The sequence below is a fragment of the Dactylosporangium sp. NPDC051541 genome (assembly GCF_044454505.1).
GTDB lineage: Bacteria > Actinomycetota > Actinomycetes > Mycobacteriales > Micromonosporaceae > Dactylosporangium.
The window spans coordinates 206,241-227,899 of record NZ_JBITDU010000013.1 but is presented as its reverse complement, the minus strand read 5'-3'; the positions used below and the strand labels follow the sequence as shown (position 1 = coordinate 227,899).

At 70.8% G+C, this 21,659-nt stretch carries 23 protein-coding genes; 4 read left to right on the top strand and 19 right to left on the bottom strand.

Going from position 1 to position 21,659, the window contains the following annotated elements:
- Positions 1-3: 3 nt before the first annotated feature.
- From ACIA8L_RS42600 to ACIA8L_RS42575, 6 genes are all read right to left on the bottom strand, one after another.
- Complete coding sequence (locus ACIA8L_RS42600) at positions 4-267, bottom strand: hypothetical protein (protein WP_395913767.1); 264 nt, start codon at positions 265-267, stop codon at positions 4-6.
- Positions 268-374: 107 nt separating this feature from the next.
- Positions 375-611 (bottom strand): 4Fe-4S dicluster domain-containing protein, encoded by a 237-nt coding sequence (locus tag ACIA8L_RS42595; RefSeq protein ID WP_395913766.1) that lies wholly within the window; start codon positions 609-611, stop codon positions 375-377.
- Positions 608-1,450: a GntR family transcriptional regulator gene (locus ACIA8L_RS42590; RefSeq protein WP_395913764.1), complete on the bottom strand. Its 843-nt coding sequence runs from the start codon at positions 1,448-1,450 to the stop codon at positions 608-610. The genes ACIA8L_RS42595 and ACIA8L_RS42590 overlap by 4 nt, the downstream gene beginning before the upstream one ends.
- Positions 1,451-1,574: 124 nt before the next feature.
- Positions 1,575-2,516, bottom strand: coding sequence for a thiamine pyrophosphate-dependent enzyme (locus ACIA8L_RS42585; protein WP_395913762.1), 942 nt, complete (start codon positions 2,514-2,516; stop codon positions 1,575-1,577).
- Positions 2,517-2,641: 125 nt separating this feature from the next.
- Positions 2,642-3,700: a hypothetical protein gene (locus tag ACIA8L_RS42580; protein ID WP_395913760.1), complete on the bottom strand. Its 1,059-nt coding sequence runs from the start codon at positions 3,698-3,700 to the stop codon at positions 2,642-2,644.
- Complete coding sequence (locus ACIA8L_RS42575) at positions 3,697-4,248, bottom strand: 2-oxoacid:acceptor oxidoreductase family protein (RefSeq protein ID WP_395913758.1); 552 nt, start codon at positions 4,246-4,248, stop codon at positions 3,697-3,699. Before ACIA8L_RS42575 ends, ACIA8L_RS42580 begins: the two co-directional genes overlap by 4 nt.
- 227 nt (positions 4,249-4,475) lie before the next feature.
- Between ACIA8L_RS42575 and ACIA8L_RS42570 the strand changes: the two genes are divergently transcribed.
- Together ACIA8L_RS42570 and ACIA8L_RS42565 are read left to right on the top strand one after the other, a co-directional pair.
- Positions 4,476-5,564, top strand: a complete 1,089-nt coding sequence (locus ACIA8L_RS42570) for a zinc-binding dehydrogenase (RefSeq protein ID WP_395913757.1) — start codon at positions 4,476-4,478, stop codon at positions 5,562-5,564.
- A gap of 208 nt (positions 5,565-5,772) precedes the next feature.
- Complete coding sequence (locus ACIA8L_RS42565; RefSeq protein WP_395913756.1) at positions 5,773-7,182, top strand: class I adenylate-forming enzyme family protein; 1,410 nt, start codon at positions 5,773-5,775, stop codon at positions 7,180-7,182.
- A gap of 162 nt (positions 7,183-7,344) precedes the next feature.
- Here the strand turns inward: ACIA8L_RS42565 and ACIA8L_RS42560 are convergent, their stop codons facing one another.
- A complete protein-coding gene (locus tag ACIA8L_RS42560; RefSeq protein WP_395913754.1) occupies positions 7,345-7,752 on the bottom strand; it encodes a winged helix-turn-helix transcriptional regulator in 408 nt (135 codons plus the stop codon).
- Positions 7,753-8,018: 266 nt separating this feature from the next.
- On the opposite strand from ACIA8L_RS42560, the gene ACIA8L_RS42555 reads away from it, so the two are divergent.
- On the top strand, positions 8,019-8,939 hold the full coding sequence (locus ACIA8L_RS42555; protein ID WP_395913752.1) for an NADP-dependent oxidoreductase: 921 nt from the start codon (positions 8,019-8,021) through the stop codon (positions 8,937-8,939).
- Here the strand turns inward: ACIA8L_RS42555 and ACIA8L_RS42550 are convergent, their stop codons facing one another.
- Both ACIA8L_RS42550 and ACIA8L_RS42545 read right to left on the bottom strand, forming a co-directional pair.
- Entirely contained in the window at positions 8,940-9,860 is a 921-nt protein-coding gene (locus ACIA8L_RS42550; RefSeq protein WP_395913751.1) for a phosphotransferase family protein, read from the bottom strand.
- 208 nt (positions 9,861-10,068) lie between these two features.
- The gene (locus ACIA8L_RS42545; protein ID WP_395913749.1) at positions 10,069-10,689 is read right to left on the bottom strand and encodes a thioesterase family protein; all 621 of its coding nucleotides are present in this window, start codon (positions 10,687-10,689) and stop codon (positions 10,069-10,071) included.
- Between the two features lie 147 nt (positions 10,690-10,836).
- Between ACIA8L_RS42545 and ACIA8L_RS42540 the strand changes: the two genes are divergently transcribed.
- Positions 10,837-12,402 (top strand): class I adenylate-forming enzyme family protein, encoded by a 1,566-nt coding sequence (locus ACIA8L_RS42540; RefSeq protein WP_395913747.1) that lies wholly within the window; start codon positions 10,837-10,839, stop codon positions 12,400-12,402.
- Positions 12,403-12,816: 414 nt separating this feature from the next.
- Here the strand turns inward: ACIA8L_RS42540 and ACIA8L_RS42535 are convergent, their stop codons facing one another.
- The 10 genes from ACIA8L_RS42535 to ACIA8L_RS42490 form a co-directional block, all read right to left on the bottom strand.
- The gene (locus ACIA8L_RS42535; RefSeq protein ID WP_395913745.1) at positions 12,817-13,278 is read right to left on the bottom strand and encodes a peroxiredoxin; all 462 of its coding nucleotides are present in this window, start codon (positions 13,276-13,278) and stop codon (positions 12,817-12,819) included.
- A 353-nt stretch (positions 13,279-13,631) separates the two neighbouring features.
- Positions 13,632-15,095, bottom strand: a complete 1,464-nt coding sequence (locus ACIA8L_RS42530; protein ID WP_395913743.1) for a class I adenylate-forming enzyme family protein — start codon at positions 15,093-15,095, stop codon at positions 13,632-13,634.
- Positions 15,088-15,813, bottom strand: a complete 726-nt coding sequence (locus ACIA8L_RS42525) for an SDR family NAD(P)-dependent oxidoreductase (RefSeq protein WP_395913741.1) — start codon at positions 15,811-15,813, stop codon at positions 15,088-15,090. Before ACIA8L_RS42525 ends, ACIA8L_RS42530 begins: the two co-directional genes overlap by 8 nt.
- Positions 15,810-16,652: an enoyl-CoA hydratase gene (locus tag ACIA8L_RS42520; RefSeq protein WP_395913740.1), complete on the bottom strand. Its 843-nt coding sequence runs from the start codon at positions 16,650-16,652 to the stop codon at positions 15,810-15,812. The genes ACIA8L_RS42525 and ACIA8L_RS42520 overlap by 4 nt, the downstream gene beginning before the upstream one ends.
- Positions 16,649-17,815 carry an acyl-CoA dehydrogenase family protein gene (locus tag ACIA8L_RS42515; protein ID WP_395913738.1) on the bottom strand — a complete coding sequence of 389 codons (1,167 nt, stop codon included), beginning with the start codon at positions 17,813-17,815 and terminating at the stop codon, positions 16,649-16,651. Before ACIA8L_RS42515 ends, ACIA8L_RS42520 begins: the two co-directional genes overlap by 4 nt.
- 9 nt (positions 17,816-17,824) lie before the next feature.
- Positions 17,825-18,964: an acyl-CoA dehydrogenase family protein gene (locus tag ACIA8L_RS42510; RefSeq protein ID WP_395913737.1), complete on the bottom strand. Its 1,140-nt coding sequence runs from the start codon at positions 18,962-18,964 to the stop codon at positions 17,825-17,827.
- Between the two features lie 286 nt (positions 18,965-19,250).
- Positions 19,251-20,000: an enoyl-CoA hydratase family protein gene (locus ACIA8L_RS42505; RefSeq protein WP_395913735.1), complete on the bottom strand. Its 750-nt coding sequence runs from the start codon at positions 19,998-20,000 to the stop codon at positions 19,251-19,253.
- The gene (locus tag ACIA8L_RS42500; protein WP_395913733.1) at positions 19,997-20,413 is read right to left on the bottom strand and encodes a MaoC family dehydratase; all 417 of its coding nucleotides are present in this window, start codon (positions 20,411-20,413) and stop codon (positions 19,997-19,999) included. Before ACIA8L_RS42500 ends, ACIA8L_RS42505 begins: the two co-directional genes overlap by 4 nt.
- Positions 20,410-20,835 (bottom strand): MaoC family dehydratase N-terminal domain-containing protein, encoded by a 426-nt coding sequence (locus tag ACIA8L_RS42495; RefSeq protein ID WP_395913731.1) that lies wholly within the window; start codon positions 20,833-20,835, stop codon positions 20,410-20,412. The genes ACIA8L_RS42500 and ACIA8L_RS42495 overlap by 4 nt, the downstream gene beginning before the upstream one ends.
- A gap of 66 nt (positions 20,836-20,901) precedes the next feature.
- The gene (locus ACIA8L_RS42490; protein ID WP_395913729.1) at positions 20,902-21,654 is read right to left on the bottom strand and encodes an SDR family oxidoreductase; all 753 of its coding nucleotides are present in this window, start codon (positions 21,652-21,654) and stop codon (positions 20,902-20,904) included.
- Between the last annotated feature and the right edge of the window lie 5 nt (positions 21,655-21,659).

Sequence of the window (21,659 nt, the reverse complement as noted above, 5' to 3'; positions counted from 1 at the left end):
CTTTTAGAGTTGCGCGCGCGTTTCCCGTCCGGGCGCGACCTGCACAACGTCCACGTCGGCCACGCCGGCCACGCCGTCGTGCGTGTTCGGCGCCGAGGCGGGCCGGCCGCAGGCGGTCACCGTCGTCGCGCACACCGGTGCCGGCGACTCGGCCGCGAGCGCCCCGTCGAACGAGGCGACCGCGACTGCACCGGCCGTGCCCGCGACACCCCCGGACATCTCGCTCGCCCTGACCAGCGACCTCGGCCAGGTGTCCACGATCGGCACCGGTGTGCACATTACGTTCCTGGGCACGGGGCCCCGTCAGGCCGGGACGTGGTCCGCAGGCGGCGGCTCCCAAGCACTTGTCACGCCGGTGTCGGCTGACGGCGGCGTCAGTCGTTCTGGGTGTACCGGTAGACGGTGAGCACGAAGTCCGGGCAGACGAGCTGGCAGGCCGTGCAGCCGGTGCACCCGTCGTGCAGGATCGGGTAGCGGTAGCCCAGCTCGTTGACGTCGCTGGACATGGCCAGGACGTCGGGCGGGCAGGCGGCGATGCACAGCTCGCAGCCCTTGCACTTGTCGGCCTCGATGAGCAGCGTGCCGCGGGTGACGCGGGGGTTCTGGGTCACCGGTCGCTCCCTTCGACGACTTCGGCGACGTCGTCCCAGCCGTCGCTCTGGTTGACGTCACCCCGGTTGACATCACTCTGGGTAATGTTGCCCTGGTCGAAGTCGCTCTGTTCGATGTCGCTTTGGTTAGCATCGCTCTGGTCGATGTCGCTTTGGGCAGCATCGCTCTGGGTGACGTTGCTCTGGGTGACGGCCGGGAAGACGCCGCGGCGGTGCAGGGCGGCGATCGCGTTGTCGGCGGTCAGGCGGATGTGGGCCAGGGCTGCCGCGCCGGCGTCGGCCGGTGAGCGATCGCGCAGGGCGAGGTACTCGGCGTGCAGGGCGGACCGTTCGTCCATGAGCGAGTCGTCAATCGCGAACCGGGCCGCGACGGGCACCAGGCCGGAGAACGTGCGCAGCAGGGCCCGCAGGTGGTTGCCGGCGCCGGCGACGTTCACGACCCGGCGGAACTCGCGGGCCAGGGCCTCGAACTCGTCCGGGTCGTCGCAGCCGGCGAGGCTCTCGTCGAGCTTGCCGAGCGCCTCGAGGACGGCGGGGTCACGGCGGCGGGCGACGCGGCGGTTGGTCAGGGCGCTGAGCATGCCGTACAACTCGAACGCCTCACGCACGGTGGCGTCGTCGAAGTCGCTCACGAACGCGCGCTTGTAGTGCGCGCGTTCGACCAGCCCGTCCCGTTCGAGCTGAATCAGCCCCTCGCGGACGGGCACCCGGCTCACGCCGAGCTCCTCGGCGATGGCGTCGAGGTCGAGCCGCTGGCCGCTCTTGAGCTCGCCGGAGAACAGCCGACCGAGCACATAGGCAGCGACCGCCTCGCTCGTATTCGCGCGCTCAAGCTTCACGCCGCGCCGTCCACTTCGTTGCGGTGGCCGGCCAGTTCGCCGCCGCGACCGGTCACCTCGCCGGGCGACAGCCGACCGAACACGTCGGCAGCGACCACCTCACTCGTATTCGCACACTCAAGCTTCACGCCGCACCGTCCACTTCGTTGCGATGGCCGGCCAGTTCGCCGCCGCGACCGGTCACCTCGCTGCGGCTACCAGTCAACTCGCCGCGGTTGCCCGTCAGTTCGCCGTGGTGACCGGTCAGCTCACCGCGGTTGCGCGTCAGTTCGCCGCGGTGACCAGTCGACTCGTCGCGGTGACTGGTCAGTTCGCCGAGGTGGTAGGTCTGCTCCATCGTGTCCTGCTGGTAGCCGGGGCCTTCGGCGGTGGGGACGAACCATCCGGTCGGGCACATGGTGAGGATCTCGACGAGCGCGAACCCGCCGCGGTTGAGCTGGTTCTCGAACGCTTTTCTGAGCATGCGCTTTGTTTGCAGTACCCCCGCCGCTGTGGAAACCGCACCGCGGGCCACATAGCCGACGCCGTCCAGGCCCGCGACCAGGTCGGCCACCGGAATCGGGTAGCCGTGGGCCTCGGGGTCACGCCCGTCGATGCTCGTTTTTGTTCGCTGGCCGAGCACTGTTGTCGCGGTTTGCTGTCCGCCGGTGTCGCCGAACACGCCGTTGTTGAGCATCACGCATGTGATGTTCTCGCCTCGCGCGGCCGCGTGCAAAACCTCTTGCAGCCCTTCGTTCGCCATGTCGCCGTCGCCCTGGAGTGTGAACACCGCGACGTCCGGGCGCACACGTTTGATGCCCGTCGCGCATGCCGGTGCGCGACCGTGCAGACATTGCAGGACGTCGACGTCCATGATGCGCACGAAGCTGCCGTAGCAGCCGTGCCCGACGACACCGATCGTGCGCTGCACGATGTCCAGGTCCTGCAGCACTTCGAGCAGGATGCGCAGGGCGACCGGTTCGCCGCAGCCGGGGCACAGCGAGTGCTCGCCGAGGATCAGGTTCGGTTTGGCCGCGGCGGCCGTCTTCGCGGGCCTCGACGGGGGGCGCGAGGTGTCGATCGTCAAGACGGCGTCGTTGGTGGGCACAGTGTCGTTGGTGGACACAGCGTTGTTCGTGATCGCACTGTCGCTCGTGGACACAGTGTCGTTCGTGATCGCACTGTCGCTCGTGGACACAGTGTCGTTCGTGGTCACAGGGCCTCCAGGATGCGGCGGCGGAGGACTGGGGCGTCCAGGAGGGGGCCGTAGGAGAGCCCGGACTCGGCGATGCTCACACCGCCGATGAAACGCACCGCTCTGCGGTCGTGCGCGTGGATGCGCACATCGTCGAGCATCTGCCCGCCGTTGAGTTCGAACACGAGGACGTTCTCGGCGCCGCGGGTGGCCGCCTCGAGGGCGTCGCCGGGGAACGGCCAGAGGGTGATCGGGCGGAACCAGCCGATGTCGTGGCCTTCCGCGCGCAGTTCGGACACGACGTGCTCGACGAACTTGGCGGCCGAGCCGAACGCGACGATCATCGTCTCGGCGCCCGGGTTGTGCACCTCGTGCCGCTGTTCGAGGGCGCCGATCCGGTCGAACTTCTCGGCGATCGCCCGCCAGTGCCCGTCCGGCCCGAGTCCGGGAGCGGTGGCCTTGCCCATGGCCCAGGTCCAGATCTGCCGGCTCTGCCCGGTGCCGCCGCCGGTGCCGTCGAGCGCCCAGTCCTTGGGTGGCAGTTCGCCGAAGTCGCGGCGTTCGATCTCGACGCCGACCCGGGTCTGCGCGAGGAGCGGGTCGCCGTAGAGCACGACCGGCGCCCGGTGCTTGTCGGCCAGGTGAAACAGTAGCTGGGTGTGCTCGACGGCCTCCGGGATGTCCTTCGGCGCGAGCGTGATCGTGCGGTAGTCGCCCCAGCCGCCGCCGCGGGTCGCCTGGAAGTAGTCCTGCTGGTTGCGGGCGAGGTTGAACACGACGAACGGCGTCTCGTTGAGCGCGGCCTCGGCGATCGCCTCCTGCATGAGCGCGATCCCCTGCCCGCACGACCCGGTGGCGGCCCGCGCCCCGGCCGCGGCGGCGCCGAGGGTCATGTTGACACCCTCGATCTCGCTCTCCGCGTTGAGGCAGACCCCGCCGGCCTTCGGCAGCCGCCGCGACATCTCCTCGAGGAGTCCGGTGAAGGGCGACATCGGGTACCCGGTGAAGAACCGGCAGCCGGCGGCGATCGCGGCCTCGGCCATCGCCGCGGTCCCTTCGAGCAGTTCGAGGGTCATGCCGCGACTCCTTCCAGGGCCTGGGCCCCTGCTTCGAGGGCACGGGCGTTGGCGGCCGCGTGCTGTTTGCGGTACGGCGGGAGCAGTTCCTCCATCGCCGACACCAGCGCGCCGGCGCCGACCAGTCCGGTCAGCGCGTTGTAGGCCCCGAGCAACACGAAACCGGACGCGTTCGGCGCCTCGACCCGCTTCGCCGCGGCCATCGCGTCGACGGCGAACACCCGCAGGTCGGCACGGAACGCACCCGGATCGACCAGCGGCGTGTTGGCCAGCACCAGGGCTCCGGTCCGCAGCCGCTCTTCGACGCCTTCGCTGTACCGATGATGGGCGAAAATCCCGGACCAGGCCGACGGGAGGATGGGCAGCGCCTTGAGCGGGGCGTCGCCGATGACGACGCCCGCCTTGGACGGCCCGCCCCGCATCTCCCCGCCGTAGTCGGCCGCCAGCATCGCGTACCGCCCCTCGCGGGTGGCGGCCAGGGCGAGGGTCTTGGCGAGCAGTTGAATGCCCTGTCCGCCGACGCCCGTGACGAGCACTTCCCGTTCCATGGCCCGCCTCCTTCCGCCGTTGCCGCCGCTCCGGCCGATCCGGACCTTGACGCGGTTTGAATATTGAATACAAAATCTAATCCGAGCGTCAAGGGAGGTCGCGGATGCGGGCACTGGTCCTGCGCGGCTTCGGCGACGCAGCCGTCGAGGAGGTCCCCGACCCGGTCCCCGGACCCGGCGAGGTCGTCATCGACGTGGCCTGCGTCCAGCCGAGCGTCACCGAATGCATGCTGCTGGCGGGCGAGCCGATCGCCATGCACACCGTCCTCGCCGAGCGCCTGGCCGCCGGCCCGACCCGCTTCGGCGGCCACGAGTTCGCGGGCGTGATCACCGCGCTCGGCCCCGGCGTGATCACCGCTCCCGGCTCGGACGTGATCACCGCGTTCGGCTCGGACGTGATCACCGCTCTTGGCTCGGACGTGATCAACACCCCCGGCCCGGTCGTGTCACCGCGCGTTACACAAAGCGGGGCGCACTGGGGGCTGGCGGTCGGTGACCGGGTCACCGCGGTCGAGACCGCCACCTGCGGCCGGTGCGCGGCCTGCCGCCGAGCCCGCCCGGACGCCTGCCGCTCCCCCGAGGTCCTCGGCTTCACCGGGCCGGGCGCGTTCGCTGAGCGGGTCGTGGTGCCCGCCCGGACTGTCGTCCGCGTTCCCGACGGCGTCCCGGCCGCTCACGCTGCCGCGATCCAGCCCCTCGCCGGCGCGATCCACGGCCACGCGATCGCCGCCGTCAAGCCCGGCGACACCGTCCTGATCATAGGTGCCGGCGTCATGGGCGTCCTGCACACCCAGGTCGCCCGGCACGGCAACGCCGGTCTGGTCATCGTCACCGGGCGCAGCGAGGCCAAGCGCGAACTGGCAAAACGCTCAGGCGCCGACCTTGTGCTCGATGCGACAGAAGACGACATCGTCGCGCGCGTTATGGACGCCACGGACGGAATCGGCGCGGACGTCGTGTTCGAATGTGCGGGTGAGTTCGAACAGGCCGCCCGCTGCGCCCGGCGCGGTGGCACGATCGTGATGGTGTCCGTGCTGCCCGATCACGCTCCGTCGCCCCTTGCGCTGCTGCGCGAACGCTCGGTCTCGCTGCTGCATCCACGCTCGGGCGCGGGCGGCTACGCACCGGGCAGCAGTGTGTTCGAACACGCACTGCGCCTGGTGCAGCGCGGCGACGTCGACGTGCAGGGGCTGATCAGCCACCGGCTCAACGGTGTCGAGTCCTTGCCGGAAGCTCTCGACATCACACGGTACAAAAGCAGATTCGGCGCGCTTGGCCCGGCGCAGGTGGACCTCTTCGACTGGGATGGCGCATGAGCGGTATTGAGCGAAGCGGTATTGAGCGAAGCGACCCAGGGCGACGCGACATTGAGCGAAGCGACGTGGGGCTGAGCGCACTGGGACGACGCGACCCAGGTCGACGCGACGTGGGGCGACGCGACGTGGGGCGGCGCGACGTGGCCGCTCTCCAGAAACGCAGCCGTTCATGCTCAGCCCGGTGCCGCAGCGAAACGGAGGGGCCGGCATGAGTCTGCTCATCGGCGACATTGTGACGACCGCCGCGCTCACCGTGCCACATGCGACCGCCGCCACCCTCGGCGCCGACGAAGTGACGTTCCGCGAGCTCGACGAACGGGCCGACCGCGCCGCCAACGCCCTGTCCGGCCTCGGCGTCGGCCAAGGTGACACCGTGCTGTGGTGCGTGACACCGACATTGCGCTCGGTCGAGGTGTTCGTCGCGTGCGCCCGCGTCGGGGCCGTGTTCGCCCCCGTCAACCCGGGCCTGCCGGGCGACGAACGCGACCGGATCCGGTCCTATGTGGACCCCAAGGTCGTCCTGTCCGATGTGGACTTCTCAGCACCGGCACTCCCGCCGTCCACCCTGGACGGCGGTGCGGCCCGGTTCGCTCGAGTGACGATCGACGACCGGGACGCGCACATCCTGTACCTCACGAGTGGCAGCACCGGCGCACCGAAGGGCGCCCTGGTCAGCCACCGGGCGAGCTGGCTGCGCGCGGCCCCGGGCGGCGGCACGTTCACGACCGGCCTGCGCGGCGACGGCGGTGTGGTGTGCACGTTCCCGCTGTACCACTACGGCGGCTGGCACTACGTGATGGAAGCCTGGCAGCACCGTACCGCCGTGCACCTGGTCCGCCGGGCCGACGCCGCCGACATGATCGCCGTCGTCGAGCGCCGCCGCCCGTCCGCGCTGTACTGCATCCCGGCCGTCTGGGAGCGCCTGCTCGACCCCGAGCACCGCCACGCCGATCTCCGCTCGCTGCGGCACGCCGACACGGGGACGTCCAGCGTCGCCGCCGACCTGGTCGAGCGGATCAAGTCGCGGCTGCCCGGCACGACGACGTCGATCCTCTACGGCTCGACCGAGGCCGGCCGCATGGCCGCCCTGCACGACTGGGAGCTCGAACACCACCCCGGCAGCGTCGGCCGCCCGGCCACCCCCAACGCGCTGTGGCTCGGCGACGGCGGCGAAGTGTGCACGAGCGGCCCGGCGCTGATGCGCGGATACCTCGGCGCCGAACCGCTCAACGGGGTGTACCGCTCCGGCGACGTCGGCCGCCTCGACGACGACGGCTACCTGTACCTGACCGGCCGCACCCGCGAGGTGATCCGCACCGGCGGCGAATCGGTGGGCCCGGCCGAGGTCGAGCACGCGTTGCGCGGTCTCCCCGGCGTCCTGGACCTGGCCGTGGTTGGCGTCCCCGACACCCGCTGGGGCGAGGTGGTCTGCGCGGTCCTCGTCCTGCCACCGGGCGCCGAACCGCCGACCGTCGCCGACCTACGCGCGCACGTCGCCGGCCGCCTGGCTTCGTTCAAGCAGCCGCGCCGGGTGTCCATCGTGGACGCGATCCCGAGGACACCGGCCACGGGCCAGATCCAGCGCACCCGCCTACGCGCATTGCTGGCCGGCGACTGAGGCGCCGTGGCGTCACTGGCCAGCGGCTGAGGCGTTGTAGCGTCACTGGCCAGCGGCTGAGGCGTTGTAGCGTCACTGGCCGGCGACTGAGGCGTCGTAGCGTCACTGGCCAGCGGCCGAGGCGTTGTAGCGTCACTGGCCAGCGGCTGAGGCGCCGTACCGTCACTGGTCGGCGCCTGAGGCGTCGTAGCGTTCTTGAGCGCGCGCGACATCGGCGATGTGCGTTTCCGCCCATCCTTTGATCGCGGCCATCAGCGGCAGGAGGCTGGTGCCGAGGGGCGTCAGTTCGTAGTCGACGCGTACCGGTACCGAAACGGTCACGTGTCTGGTCAGCAGCCCGTCTCGCTCCATGGTTCGCAGTGTCTGCGTGAGCATTTTCTGACTGACCCCGGCGATCCGGCGGTTCAGGTCGCTGTAGCGCTGCCGTCCATCGGTGAGCGCCACGAGCACCAGGCTCACCCACTTGTCGCTGATCCGGTCCAAAAGCTTGCGAGCCGGACAGTCGGCCATGAACGCGTCGTACTCGGCCCGGGCCGCCGCCCGCCGCTGCTGCGCCGTGCGCGTCGCCATGTGCGCACCTTTCTGTGCGGTGCGCACATCGGCATGCGCACTTCCCTGTGCGGTGCGCACCTCGGGCGCGCACCTTTCTGCGCGGCGCGCACCCGCGCACGTCTCTGTGCGGTACGCACCTCGGAACCCGCACGCCTCTGTGCGGTACGCACCTCGAAGCGCACATCTCTGTGCGGTACGCACCTCGGAGCACGCACATCTCTGTGCGGTACGCACCTCGGAGTGCGCACTTCCCGATGGAGAGTAGCGCTCGATATGTTCGCCGCATGCGTGCAGTGATCATCCGCCGCTTCGGCGGCCCCGAAGTGCTCGAACTGGCCGAGATCGCGATCCCGGAGCCCGGCCCGGGCCAGGTCCGCGTCCGGGTCGCCGCCGCCGCGGTCAACCCGGTCGACGTGCAGACTCGCACAGGCGCGCTCACCGGCGCCGGCATCCTGGCTCCCCGCCCGGCAATCGGTCTCGGCTGGGACGTCTCCGGCACGATCGACGCCCTCGGTCCGGGCGTGTCCGGTTTCGCCGCCGGCGACCAGGTGATCGGTTTGTGCGACCGCCCAGGCCTTCCGGCAAAGACACAAGCAGATTTTTCGGTACTGGATGCTACGGCGCTCGCCGCCCTGCCCTCAGACACCGACCTGGTCTCAGCCGCGACGCTGCCGCTCAACGCCCTCACCGCCGCGCAGGCCCTGGACCTCGTGCCGGTCGCGGCCGGCCAAACGCTGCTGGTGACCGGCGCGACGGGCGCGGTCGGCGGCTACGCGGTCGAGCTCGCGGCCCGGGCCGGCGTCCGGGTCGTCACCGCCGCCGCCAATCGCGACGCCGACCTGGTCCGCAGCCTGGGCGCCGACGTGATCGTGCCGCGCGGCACCGACCTGGCCGCAGCCGTGCGCGCGGCCGTCCCCGGTGGCGTCGACGCCGCCCTCGACGCGGCGAATCTCGGTGTACGCGCCCTCGACGCGGTCCGCGGCGGCGGCGCGTACGTCGGCGTCCTCGGCGCCACACCCCCGCCACTGCGCGGCATCCGGGTCGCCTCTGTGTGGATCCGGGCCGACGGACCGCGTCTGGCCACCCTGGCCAGGCTGGGCCTGACGCCGCGGGTAGCCGGAACGCTACCCCTCACCGAAGTCACCGCGGCCCACCAACGCCTCGAGGCCGGCGGGATGCGCGGCCGGCTCGTGCTCGTGCCCTGATCAGTTCGGCGTGGCCAGCCAGGTCTCGAGCTCGCCGAGGTACTGCGGCACATACTCCGGGTTCCACTTCGCGAAATAGACGGCCGTCGTCAGCGAGTGCAGCGCTTTGCCGAACCGGACCCGGGCCTCCCAGTCGTGCGGCAGCCCGGCCTGCATGTCGTACGCCTCCAAAAACGGCACCACACCGTCCGGGTAGCCGTCGAAGATGTGCTCGTACAGCTTGGCGAAGTCCATGAACCGGTCTCCCCAGCGGGCGTGCTCGAAGTCCAGGACGCACCGGATGTGGCCGTCGCGGAGCAGGATGTTGGGCAGCCACAGGTCGCCGTGCAGCAGCGTCGGGTACTCGTCCACCGGCACCACCAGGTCGATCACGTTGTGCAGCGCCTGCGCCGCCCGGTCGACCGCGCCGGCGGGGAGCAACGTCCGGGCCTTCGCGACCTGATTGTCGACCCGGGCGTGCAGGTACGACCGCACGTCGTCCCAGGTCTCGCGGCCGAGGACGTCACCGAACCAGGGCCCGTAACTGGTATGGATACGGGCGACGATGCTGCCGAGCTCGGCCGAGAAGGCCCTTCGCGCCGCGTCGTCGAGGCCGTCCCAGAGCGCGTCGGCGGGGGTGCCGGCCTGGAACTCCTGGACCAGCAGCGGGCCGCCGAGCACCGCGGAATGCGGCTGGAAGGCCCGGAAGCGCACGACGGGCACGGCCGCGTCGGCGGCGCGGCGGGTCGCGGCGATGAGGCGGCGCATGTGCTCGGGGTCGGGGTTGCGCACCGGGCGCTTGGCCAGCAGCTGGCCCTCGTCGGTGTCCGCGACCCACTGGCGGCTGGTGTACCCGGCCTCCAGCGGCCGGATGTCGCCGACCTGCACACCCGGGCACGCGTCGAGCAGCGCCGTGCGCACGGCATCAAGTCCGATCGTCACCCGGGCATCCTACGGTCCGCCCGAGTCGAGCAGCGCCCCGCCGAGATTTCGCCGCGTGCTGATCAGGCCACGGTTGCCCAGCACGACTCCATGTCCAATGGCGTTCAGACCGGCCCGACAAGCGTCTGCACAACCTGACCCCGTGTCCGATGGCGTTCAGACCGCTCCGACAAGCGTCTGCACAACCTGACCCCGTGTCCGATGGCGTTCAGACCGACCCGACAAGCGTCTGCGCGACCTGACCGTCACCGGCGTCGCGGCCGTCGACGGTCGCGCGCACGTCGAACAGATAGCGACGTCCGCGCACATCGGCGAGCACAGCCGTCACCGTCACCGTCTGCCCGATGTAGGCGGGGCCGCTGTGCCGCACCCCGATCCACGTGCCGAGCGACGCGGTGCCGGGGGCGAACACGGCCCGCAGGATGTCGGCCGCCGTGTCCTCCATGAACGCGATGATGGACGGTGTGCTCAGCACCGGGTCGGCGTCCGGGACGTGGTCGGTGGTCACGTCCTTCGTGACCGGAAACAGCCGGGTCAGCGCCGTGCCGAGCTCCGGCTCCCGGCGCAGGAGTGTGTGCGTTCGCGCAGTGCGCACCGGCCCGCGCCGGATGCGCACGTCCGCGACGATTCGCGCACTGTTCGCTATGCGCACGGTGACCGTGTCCGCGCTTCGGGCGGCCACGTGCGCGCGCAGTTCGCCGGTGAGCGCATCCCCGTGCCAAATGAGCTGTTCGACATGACATTGATCCGGCAGTGGTACAGGTGGCAGCCCCGCCGTCACCGCCAGTTCCAAAGGCTCGCCGATCGGTGCCTGCCAGATGTCGTCCATGCGCACGCTCCCGCCTTGACACCGTCTCTCCGACCGACACAGAATGGCACAACCAAGCGCTTGTTTGGTAGATGCGAGAGGGGTCGGCTCGTGCACTTCCCACCCGGTACGGCTCCGGCGGCCGACAGCGTTCACGAACGATATGTCGTGGATCGGCTCGCCGATGTCGGACGGTGGGGCGAGGAGACACTGCCGGACGTGGTGCGCCGCCACGCACGCGCGAACCCGGACGGCCTCGCGTTCATCTCCGGCACCGACCGGATGACGTGGCGCGAGTTCGACGCATGGTCGAGCACGTTCGCGCACACACTCGCGCGCGCCGGACTGCCGAAGGGTGCGCGAGTCGGCGTACTGCTGCCGGACGGTGTCGAGGTGCACGTCGTCTACCTGGCCGCGATGAAGGCCGGCGTGGTCGTGGTCGCGATCGGCCCCCGCGCGGCCCGTCTCGAGGTCCGCCACCTGCTCACGGTGGGCGGCGCGACGGCCCTGGTAAGCCTGGAGGAGCACCGCGGCGAGCCGGTCGCCGGCCTCGTCGACGGCCTCGGCATCGACACGCACATCGTCCTCGGTCCGGAAGGCCTGCGGAAGACGGCACCCGAAGGCGATCTGGCCGGCCGGCAGCTCGGCCTCGGCGACATCCACCTGCTCAACTCGACATCCGGCACGACCGGCATGCCGAAGTGCGTCGTGCACAACCAGAACCGCTGGTTCTACTACCACGAGCTCGCAGTCGAGTGCGGCGACCTGCGCACCGACGAGGTGTTCCTGACGCTCATCCCGGCCCCGTACGGATTCGCGCAATGGACCGCCAACTTCACCCCGACGCTGCTCGGCGCGCCGACGGTCGTCATGCCGAGGTTCACCGCCGACGAGGCCCTGCGGCTGATCGAACGCGAGCGAGTGACCGTCGTGTGCTGTGTGAGCACGCAGTTCATCATGATGCTCAACTCGCCGGTCCTCGACCAGGTCGACCTGTCGTCACTGCGCTGCATGTTCACCGGCGGCGAGGCCGTACCGTTCGAGCGGGCGGCGGAGTTCGAGCGGCGCACCGGTGCGCGGGTCCTGCAGTTCTTCGGCTCCAACGAGACCGGCGCGCTGTCGCGCACGTCCGTCACCGACACGGTCGATCAGCGGCTGCGCACCGCCGGGAAGGTCATCGACGAGATGCGGGTCCGGCTGTTCGCGGAGGACGGCACGGACGTGACCGCCGCGGGCGGCCCGGGCCAGGCGGCGTGCGCGGGCCCGGCGACGTGCCTCGGCTACTTCGCCGACCCCGAGGCCAACACGAAGCTGTTCACCGCGGACGGCTGGATGCTCACCGGCGACATCTGCACGATCGACGAGGACGGCTACCTGCGGGTCGTCGACCGCAAGTCGGACTTCATCATCCGCGGCGGCAAGAACATCAGCGCCGCCGCCGTCGAGGACCAGGTCGGCACCCATCCCGCGGTGGCGATGGTGGCAGCCGTAGCCGTGCCCGACGCCACGTTCGGTGAGCGAGTATGCGCGTTCGTCGTACTGCGCGAGTCCGCGTCGCTCGACCTGGACACCCTCCGTGCGCACCTGGACAGCCGCGGCGTGTCCCGGGAAAACTGGCCGGAGCGCCTCGAAATCGTCCAGGACCTGCCACGCGGCTCCGGCGGCAAGGTCGCCAAGTCCCAGCTACGCGCCCGCCTGCGCCCAACCGCCACCACGGCGCCGTCGGGTTCCTGAGCACGATAAACGAGCACCTTCGCGCCACTGCGAGGGCACCGCCCGACCCCTGACAACTGCCGTCCGGCGGCCGAGCGCGACGCGCACGACACGACACGCACGTTCGCGCAAACGCCACCGCGGCGCCCGCCCGGCTCCTGACGACTGAACGCGACCCGACGCGACGCAACCCGACGCAACCCGACGCGACGCGCACAACGCGAACCGACACGACGCAACGCGACCCGACACGACGCGACGCGCACAACGCGACCCGACGCAACGCGAGGCGACGCAACGCGAGGCGACGCGACGCGACGCGCACAACGCGACCCGACGCAACGCGAGGCGACGCAACGCGACGCGCACAACGCGACCCGACACGACGCAACGCACACGACGCAACGCGACGCGCACGTTCGCGCGACCACCGCGCTACGGCGCGGTCCGGCCCCTGAGCGCCACGAGCGCCTTGTCCGCGTGCACGTCCATCCGGATCTCGCTCTTCACCACGGCCAGGACGCGCCGGTCGGTGTCGATGACGAACGTGGTGCGCTTGGTCGGGGTGAGCCCGCCGAACCCGCCCTTGACCCCGAACTGCTCCCGGACCGCGCCGGCGGTGTCGGCCAGCAGCGGGTAGCCCAGGCTGTGCTTGCTCGCGAACTCGGCCTGCTTCTCGACCTCGTCGCCGCTGATCCCGACCGGCTGCCCCCCGGCCGCGCGCAGCTCACCGGCCATGTCCCGGAAGTGGCAGGCCTCCTTGGTGCAGCCGGCGGTCATCGCGGCCGGGTAGAAGAACAGCACGACCGGCCCGCCCTCCAGCAGCGTGCTGAGCTTACGCGGAGTTCCGGTCTCATCGGGCAGCTCGAAGTCCTCGACCACGTCGCCGACGTTCATAGCGGGTTCCTCTCCCAGGCGTCGTGATCAATACTGCCAGCCGCTCAGCCGGATCCGAAACGCCGGACGACGCCGTCACGCAGGACCGCCCTGTCCACTTCGCCACCCGCGCCCAGCCGCAGCACGAGCAGCGTGAACCAAACCGCCAGCCGAATCCGAAACACCGCGCGGCGCCGCCGCGCAGGACCGCCCTGTCCACTTCGCCACCCGCGCCCAGCCGCAGCACGAGCGGCGTGAACCAAACCGCCAGCCGAATCCGAAACACCGCGGCGCCGCCGCGCAGTACCGCCCTGTCCACTTCGCCGCCCACGCCCAGCACCGCCACGAGCAGCATGAACAAACCCGCCAGCCGTTCAGCCAGATCCGAAACGCCGGGCGGCGTCGGCGCGCAGGGCCGCCTTGTCCACTTTGCCGCCGGTGCTCAGCGGCAGCACGGGCAGTTCGACAAGGTGCTCAGGCCAGTTCTGTTTGCTCACGCCGCCTTTGTCCAGATGCGCACGCAGATCGTCCAGGGTGAGCGCGGCCCGGGTGACCACATACGCGCAGGCTCGCTCACCCAGCACGGGGTCGGGGGCCGCGACGACCGCGACGGCGGCGACCGCGGGGTGGCCGGCGACGGCCTCCTCGACGACGAGGGCGCTGACGTTGTGGCCGCCGCGGATGATGAAGTCGGCGATACGGCCCGTGATCGACAGGTAGCCCTCGGCGTCCACCGCCCCGATGTCGCCGGTGAGCAGCCAGCCGTCGGGGCGGAAGAGCGCCGCGTTGGCGGCCTCGTCGTCGAGGTACCCGGGCGTGCAGCCAGGGCCGTTGACGGAGATCTGCCCCTCGGCGGACAGCCGCAGCCGCATCCGCGGGATCGGACGGCCGGCGGTGGTCAGGCGGCGCTCGACCGGGTCGTCGACGGTGGTCACCGAGATCGGGCCGGCCTCGTTGGAGCCGTAAAACTGCAAAACCGCGCAGCCGGTGCGCTCCTCGAACTCGCGCGCACGGGCCAGAGGTACTCGCTCACCGCCGGTGAACATAACGCGCAGCGACGACAGGTCGGCCGTCGCGAACGCCGGGCTGTTGAGCAACATGATGAACTGAGCCGTCACCGCGCACAGCACGCTCACCCGGTGCAGTTCGATCAGCCGCAGCGTCTCGGCCGCGTCGAACTCGGCGGTGAGGACGGTCGGGTAGCCGTACATCGCGGGCACCACGTGCGCGCTCCACAGCCCGAACCCGTACGGCGCCGGCAGCACGCTGGCGAACACCTCGTTCGGGCCCATACGAGCCGCGGCGTGGGCGAGCGGCCCGAAGTACTTGCGGTTGTTCAGCGTCTGGCGCACGACCTTCGGCAGCCCGGTCGTGCCCGAGGTCGAGTTGAGGAAGAACACGTCGTCCGGCCCCACCCCCGGCCCGGACCATCGCGACGCCGGCAGCCGGTCCAGATCGAGCACCACGTGCCGCGGAGCACCGCAGCGGGCCGCGATCTCGGCACCCGGTCGGCCCCGGTGCGACTCGCGGGTGGCCAGGGCCGCGCCCGTCTTCCGCAGCAGATGGGTGATCTCCGCGTCGCCGGCCCGGGGCCCGATGCCGACGGTGACGAGGCCGGCCTTCTGCGCGGCGAGGTAGGCGATGTGAGTCAGCGCGCCCCCGGTCAGCAGAACGGCCAGCCGGTCCCCCGCGACGAACCCATAGTCCACATAGGACTGTGCGAGCCGGGAGGACAGCTCGTCGTACTCCCCCCACGTCCACGCCCCCTCCGGCGCGTAGAACGCCACCGCCGCCGGGTCGTGCGCGGCGACATACTCGGCGATCGTCCGGTCAGACACCCGCTCCCCCATCGAGTCGTAGCACCGCTCCGGTCGCGAACCGCGCCTCGGCCGACCCCAGATAAGCGATCGCGGCCGCCACCTCGGCGGGGTCCGCGACGGGCGGATCGACGAGCGCACCACCGATTCCCTCAAGACGCGGATGCGGATGTGGTACAGCCTTGAGCCCGGACCGCAACGGCGTGTCCACAGAACCGGGGCACACGCACGTCACCCGCACACCGTCCGGAGCGAGCTCCACCGCCAGGGACCGGGTCAGCGCGACGACTCCGCCCTTCGCGGCCGAGTACGCGGCGCTGTACCGCCATCCCCGCACCCCGGCCAGTGAGGCCACGTTCACGATCGCACCGCGGGCGGCGACGAGGAACGGCAACGCGGCCCGGGACACCAGGAACGTACCGGTCAGATTGATGCCGATGATGCGGTCCCACTCGGCCAGCTCCACATCGGACGTGTGCTGATAGGAGGCGACGCCGGCCACGTTCGCGACCAGGTCGAGGCGGCCGCCCCACGCCGCGGCCGCCCCCACCGCCTCCGCGACCGCGGTCTCGTCGCGCACATCGCAGCGCAGCGGCAGCAGATCGTCGGCGGACTCGTCGATCGCGGCCAGGTCGAGCGCCGCGACCCGGGCCCCTTCACGCCGCAGGCGGCGGACGGTGGCGGCGCCGATGCCCGAGGCCGCGCCCGTGACCAGGGCGACACTCCCGGCGTACCTCATGATGAGCGATCGCGCATCGAACGCGCATCGTGTCCGCCGAGCGAATCCTGACCGACCTCCGCATTGTGCGCGTGCGCGACATGGTGCAGGCCGAACACGGAGTCCATCCCGGCCCGCAGCCCCATGAGGTCCTCGGCCTGGTTCACCGCCTTCTTCGTCAGCGCCAGTCCGAGCCGGGGCATGGCCGCGATCCGGGTCGCGATGTCCATGGTGGACGTTTCCAGCTCGTCGCGGGGCACGACCCGGTTCACCATGCCCAGCGCCAGGGCCCGGTCGGCCGCGACCCGCTCACCGAGGAACAGGAACTCCTTCGCGTACCGGGGACCCATGACCCACGGATGCGCGAAGTACTCCACGCCCGGGATGCCCATCCGCACGACGGGGTCGGCGAAGAACGCGTTGTCGGCCGCGATGACCAGGTCGCAGCACCAGGCGAGCATCAGCCCACCGGCGATGCAGGCGCCCTGGACCATGGCGATCGTGGGTTTCGGCAGCTCCCGCCACCGCCGGCACATCCCGAGGTACACCTCGGACTCGCGCGCGTAGCGGCTCTCCGCGCCGTTCTTACCGACATGATCCCACCACAGGCCGGCCCGGCGGTCGAAGCTCTGGTCGATGTCCCGGCCGGGGGTGCCGATGTCGTGGCCGGCCGAGAAGTGCTCACCGGAGCCGGCCAGGACGATCACCTTCACGTCGTCGTCGGCGGCGGCACGGTAGAACGCGTCGTCGAGGGCGTAAGTCATGGCCGAGTTCTGCGCGTTTCGGTACTGCGGCCGATGCATGGTGACGACCGCGACCGGCCCTTCGGTGCGATACAGAACAACATCGTCGTCGCTCATGGACGGCCTCCCGGAAGGTCGAGGGATACGGCAAGCCGGTCAATCCGGCGCCCGGTCTCGGCGAGCGCTTCGAGGGCCCAGCCGCGTTTGAGGTACCGGTGCAGCTCGTACTCCACCGTGTAACCGATCGCCCCATGGCACTGCACCGCCGCCCGCCCAGCCCCGTGGCAAGCCTCGGCGGCCAAAACGACAGCAGCATCCACAGCCTGCTCAGCGTCCACACCACGCAAGCCGCCCCCAGCGTCCAAGCCACGCTCGCCACGCTCACCGCGCTCGACGTCCACGCCACGCTCACCATGCTCGACGTGCAGCAGACCATGCTCGACGTGCACGCCACGCTCACCATGCGCGACGTGCACGCCACGCTCACTACGCTCACCGTCCACGCCACCCAAGCCGCTCCCAGCGTCCGAGACACGCTCAGCGCCCTCGACGTGCACGCCACGCTCAGCGCCCTCGACGTGCACGCCACGCTCACCGCGCCCGGCGTCGAATTCGTGCTGGACCGCCCAAGCCGCCGCGAGGACCTCGGGCGCGGCGAACTCGAGGCCGAGCAGCGCGTCGGCGAGCTGGTGCTTGACCGCCTGGAAGCTGCCGACGGGCACCCCGAACTGGTGGCGCTGCTTGACGTAGCCGACGGTCAGGTCGAGCATCCGCCGCCCGAGCCCGACGAGCTCGGCGGCCAGGGCGATCCCGGCCCGCAGGTGCGCGGTCCGCACAAGTGCGATGTCGTCGGTGAGCACTTCTGCCCCCGTCGAGTACACGGCGTTGAGCGAACCGTCCACGGCGGACACCGGCGCACCGGCCGCCGCACCCAGGCGTGCGGTCCGCGCATCCAGGTGCAGGATCCAGTCGGCGTTCGCCCCGAACGGTGTGAGTCCGTCCGGCCCGGCGAGCGCGATGCGCGAGCCGTCCCAGCCGCGCGCGTCGCCGATGGCGGCCAGCAGCGGCCCGGCCACGAACGCCGTGGCGGAGAACGGTTCGGCGATCGCCGCGTACCCGGCCGCCTCCAGCACCCCGACGAGGTCGGTCTCCGCGAGATCGAGCTCTTTGAAGGCGGCGAACACGCCCATCTCCGCGAGGGCGTTCCAGTCACCGGCGGCCAGGGGCGCGCGGACGGCGTCGACGAGCGCGAGCTGCTCGTCCGTGTGCGCGAATCGCATGACAGCTCCCTACCGCGGCAGGCCGAGCACACGCTCGGCCACGATGTTGCGCTGGATCTCGTTCGTTCCCGCGTAGATCGGGCCGGACAACGAGAACTGGTACCCCTTCGTCCACGGACCGTCGAGCAGCGCGCCGGCGCCGAGCAGTTCGAGCGCGACCTCGTGCAGGTCAATGTCCAGCTGTGACCAGTACAGCTTGTTCAGGCTCGAACGCGCACCCGGCGGACGCCCCTCGATCAGCCCGGTCACCTGCTGCAGCGTGAAGTGCCGGTAGGCCCGAGCGCGCAGCCACGCGCGCACGACCCGCTCCCGGGTCGCCGGCCGCAGCCGGTCCTTGTGCGCGACCGCGAGGGCGATGAGCCGCTCGGCGGCGTGCAGGAACCGCCCCGGCGAGCGCAGCGTGAGCCCGCGCTCGGAGCCGGTCGTCGCCATCGCCACTTTCCATCCCTGGTGTACGGCGCCGAGCACGGCCGAGTCCGGCACGTACACGTCGTCGAAGAACACCTCCGCGAACCCCTCGTCACCGTCGAGGCGACCAAACCCGCGCACGGTCACGCCGTCGGCGGACAGCGGCACCAGAAAATAGGTCAGCCCACGGTGTCGTTCGGCGTCCGGATCCGTCCGGAACAGCCCAAAGAGATGCGTGCAGAACGCACCCCGGGTCGTCCACGTCTTCTGCCCGGACAGCCGCCACCCACCGTCGACGCGCACGGCCCGGCTGGCGATCCCGGCCAGGTCACTCCCGGCCCCGGGCTCCGACCACCCCTGGCACCAGAGATCCTGGGCCGCCGCCATCCGCGGCAGCAGGGTGTCGCGCTGCTCGTCGGTGCCGAACTCGAACAGCGTCGGCGCGAGCAGAAAGATCCCGTTCTGGGTGACCCGCTGCGGCGCCCCGGCCGCGTAGTACTCCTCCTCGAAGACCAGCCACTCCCACAGCGAGGCGTCCCGCCCCCCGTAGGCGACCGGCCACGACACCACCGCCCACCGCGCGTCGAACAGCCGCCGCTCCCACTCGAGATGCGCGGCGAACCCCGCCCGGGTGTCCCCGGACGGCAACGGCTCGCCCGGCACATTCGCCCGCAGCCACGCCCGCGCCTCACCCCGGAACGCCGCCTCGGCCGCCGTGTCCGCCAGGTCAACCCCAGTCAACGCAACTCCAGCCCTTCGAAGCAGCCGATCAAGTCCGCCCGCCAACCGCCCCGACGTTGATTTTCGTCAACGTCGACCAAAGTCAGCGCAATCAAGTCAGTCCGCATAATCACGTCGATGCAGTCATGTCGACATCCGCGGGCGGCCGATCTCGTAGCGGACCTCGCAAATCCGCCCGCACGCCGCTCGCAGTCCGCCCGCCGTCCGCCCGCACCGACGTTGATTTTCGTCAACGTCGACCAAAGTCAGCGCAATCAAGTCAGTCCGCATAATCACGTCGATGCAGTCATGTCGACGTCGGCGGCTGGCCGAACTCGTCGCGAACCTTGTCGGCGACGCCGGTGAGGTTGAGCTCGAAGGTGAAGCCCTGCTCGTAGCGGTAGCTGCGCTTCGGATCCCACGGGTCGATGCCGTTGAGCGACTCCTTCGCGGCCCGGATGACGTTCGGGTCCTTGGCCGCGATGCCGTGCGCCACCTCCAGCGCGGCCCCCCGGAGCTCGGCACGGGGTACGACGCGCAGGACCGAGCCGAACGCGTGCAGCTCGGCGGCGGTCGCGGTGGCGGAGGTGTACATCATGGCCCGCATCTTGTGCTGCGGCACCAGCCGCGACAGGTGGGTCGCCGCGCCCAGTGCGCCCCGGTCGACCTCCGGCAGCCCGAACGTCGCGTCGTCGCTCGCGACGATGATGTCGGCGTTGCCGCACAGGCCGATCCCACCGCCGAGGCAGAACCCATGCACGGCCACGATGACGGGTACCGGGCAGTCGTACACAGCGGTGAACGCGGCCGCGCAGCCCCGGTTGACACCGACGAGCGCGCTGTGGTCGCGGGCCGCCTGCAGCTCCTTGATGTCGACCCCGGCGTTGAACCCGCGGCCCTCGGCCCGCAGCACGACCGCCCGTACCCCCGGGTCGGCGCCGGCCGCATCGAGGGCCGCGGCCAGGTCGAACCAACCCTTGACCGGCAGCGCGTTGACGGGCGGATTGTCCATGACGATCTCGGCGACGCCGCGGTCATCCACAGTGGACTGGATCATGCTGCCTCATCCGAAGTAGTGAACGTCGCCCAGCCGTGCACGGCGACCGTGCCGTCCTGTTTCGTGCAGGTCATCTCGACGTCCTGCACATGTTCACCGTGTTCGTTCGTGCGTGCGCCCGTGATCGTGCCGTCGCAGGTGAGCGTGTCGCCGGGAAACACTCGGGCGGCGAAGCGGACACGGAATGCGCGAATGTTCTCCGCGCCGAACCGGTCGGTCGCCCAGGTGGCCAGGAACCCGGCCTGCAGCATGCCGAGCGACAACGGCGCCGGCAGCCCGGCCTCGCGGGCGAAGCCCTCGTCGTGGTGGATCGGTTGAAAATCTCCGGACGCTCCCTGGTACCGCACCAGGTCCGTCCGCGTCAGGGGCCCGACGACGAGCGCGGTCCCGCCGCTTCGATCCGAGACGCTCATGCGGTCTCGACCCCCGTGAGCTTCGCGGTGGCGACCAGCCGGCCCGTCTCGTCGCGGAACTCGGTCACCATGACGGCGAACGCCAGTGGGCCGGAGCGCCCTTCCTTGCGGGTGACGGACTCGATCCGCGACACGCCGGTGAGCCGGTCCCCGGCCCTTGGCGGCGGCCCGTGGAACACGTACTCCTGCTCGGCGTGCAGCCCCTTGTGCTGGTCCATGGCCACCTCCAGCCACGGGTCGGCCTTGCCCTGCTGCCAGAAGAAGGCGGTGGTGAGGAACGTCGGCGGGATCACCGGCGTGTCCGCGTCCAGGTAGGCCGGGTTCACCGAGTGCATGGCCCGGGCGAACTCGCGGATCTTGCCGCGTTCGACGTCGAGGGAGAACGGCTCGCCGGTGATGCCGGCGGCGCTGTCGTCGACCATGCGGATACCCCCTAGCAGTAAGGCGACACGGGCCTCGTCGGTGGAGACGCGGTCGGCCGGCGGCGGCTATGGATGCTGACTGCTGACCGAGACGACCTCGCCGGTCATGTAACTGCTGTAGTCGCTGGCGAGGAAGACGATCACGTTCGCCACCTCCCACGGTTCGGCCGGGCGGCCGAAGGCCTCGCGCTGGGCCAGCTCGGCCAGCAGCGCATCGGTGGTGACCTTGGCCAGGTGCGGGTGCATGGCCAGACTCGGCGCGACCGCGTTGACGCGGACCCCGGCCTTGGCCGCCTCGACGGCGGAGACCCGGGTCAGGGCCATGACCCCGGCCTTGGCCGCCGCGTAGTGCGCCTGGCCCTCCTGCGCCCGCCAGCCGATGACGGAGGAGTTGTTCACGATGACACCGCGGCCGCGGGGCATCATGTGCCGCAGCGCCGCGCGCGTGCACCGGAACGTGCCCGTGAGCGTCACGTCGAGCACGGCCGACCACTGCTCGTCGGTCATGTCGACGACGTTCGCAGTACCCCCGAGACCCGCATTGTTGACGAGGACGTCGAGACCGCCGAACCGTTCGGTGACGGTGTCGAACAGGTGCTGGACCTGCGCTTCGTCGGTGACGTCGCACGGCACCGGAAACGCGCCCAGCCGCTCGGCCGCCTCGGCGAGCCGGCGCTCGTGCCGGTCGCTGATGGCGACGGTCGCGCCCTCCTCGATGCAGCGCTGCGCGGTCGCGAACCCGATCCCGGTCCCGGCCGCCGCGGTGACGAGGACCGTGCGACCGGCCAGAAGCCCGTGAGCTGGAGGTTTGTCCACCATGGCGG

What these genes read in the sequence shown, in the direction of transcription:
- ACIA8L_RS42515 (WP_395913738.1), bottom strand. Translation starts at nt 17,815, where the DNA reads ATGCGATTCGCGCACACGGACGAGCAGCTCGCGCTCGTCGACGCCGTC.
- ACIA8L_RS42500 (WP_395913733.1), bottom strand. Translation starts at nt 20,413, where the DNA reads ATGAGCGTCTCGGATCGAAGCGGCGGGACCGCGCTCGTCGTCGGGCCC.
- ACIA8L_RS42505 (WP_395913735.1), bottom strand. Translation starts at nt 20,000, where the DNA reads ATGATCCAGTCCACTGTGGATGACCGCGGCGTCGCCGAGATCGTCATG.
- ACIA8L_RS42545 (WP_395913749.1), bottom strand. Translation starts at nt 10,689, where the DNA reads ATGGACGACATCTGGCAGGCACCGATCGGCGAGCCTTTGGAACTGGCG.
- ACIA8L_RS42525 (WP_395913741.1), bottom strand. Translation starts at nt 15,813, where the DNA reads ATGAGGTACGCCGGGAGTGTCGCCCTGGTCACGGGCGCGGCCTCGGGC.
- ACIA8L_RS42580 (WP_395913760.1), bottom strand. Translation starts at nt 3,700, where the DNA reads ATGACCCTCGAACTGCTCGAAGGGACCGCGGCGATGGCCGAGGCCGCG.
- ACIA8L_RS42495 (WP_395913731.1), bottom strand. Translation starts at nt 20,835, where the DNA reads ATGGTCGACGACAGCGCCGCCGGCATCACCGGCGAGCCGTTCTCCCTC.
- ACIA8L_RS42570 (WP_395913757.1), top strand. Translation starts at nt 4,476, where the DNA reads ATGCTGCTGGCGGGCGAGCCGATCGCCATGCACACCGTCCTCGCCGAG.
- ACIA8L_RS42575 (WP_395913758.1), bottom strand. Translation starts at nt 4,248, where the DNA reads ATGGAACGGGAAGTGCTCGTCACGGGCGTCGGCGGACAGGGCATTCAA.
- ACIA8L_RS42520 (WP_395913740.1), bottom strand. Translation starts at nt 16,652, where the DNA reads ATGAGCGACGACGATGTTGTTCTGTATCGCACCGAAGGGCCGGTCGCG.
- ACIA8L_RS42560 (WP_395913754.1), bottom strand. Translation starts at nt 7,752, where the DNA reads ATGGCGACGCGCACGGCGCAGCAGCGGCGGGCGGCGGCCCGGGCCGAG.
- ACIA8L_RS42555 (WP_395913752.1), top strand. Translation starts at nt 8,019, where the DNA reads ATGCGTGCAGTGATCATCCGCCGCTTCGGCGGCCCCGAAGTGCTCGAA.
- ACIA8L_RS42535 (WP_395913745.1), bottom strand. Translation starts at nt 13,278, where the DNA reads ATGAACGTCGGCGACGTGGTCGAGGACTTCGAGCTGCCCGATGAGACC.
- ACIA8L_RS42490 (WP_395913729.1), bottom strand. Translation starts at nt 21,654, where the DNA reads ATGGTGGACAAACCTCCAGCTCACGGGCTTCTGGCCGGTCGCACGGTC.
- ACIA8L_RS42565 (WP_395913756.1), top strand. Translation starts at nt 5,773, where the DNA reads ATGAGTCTGCTCATCGGCGACATTGTGACGACCGCCGCGCTCACCGTG.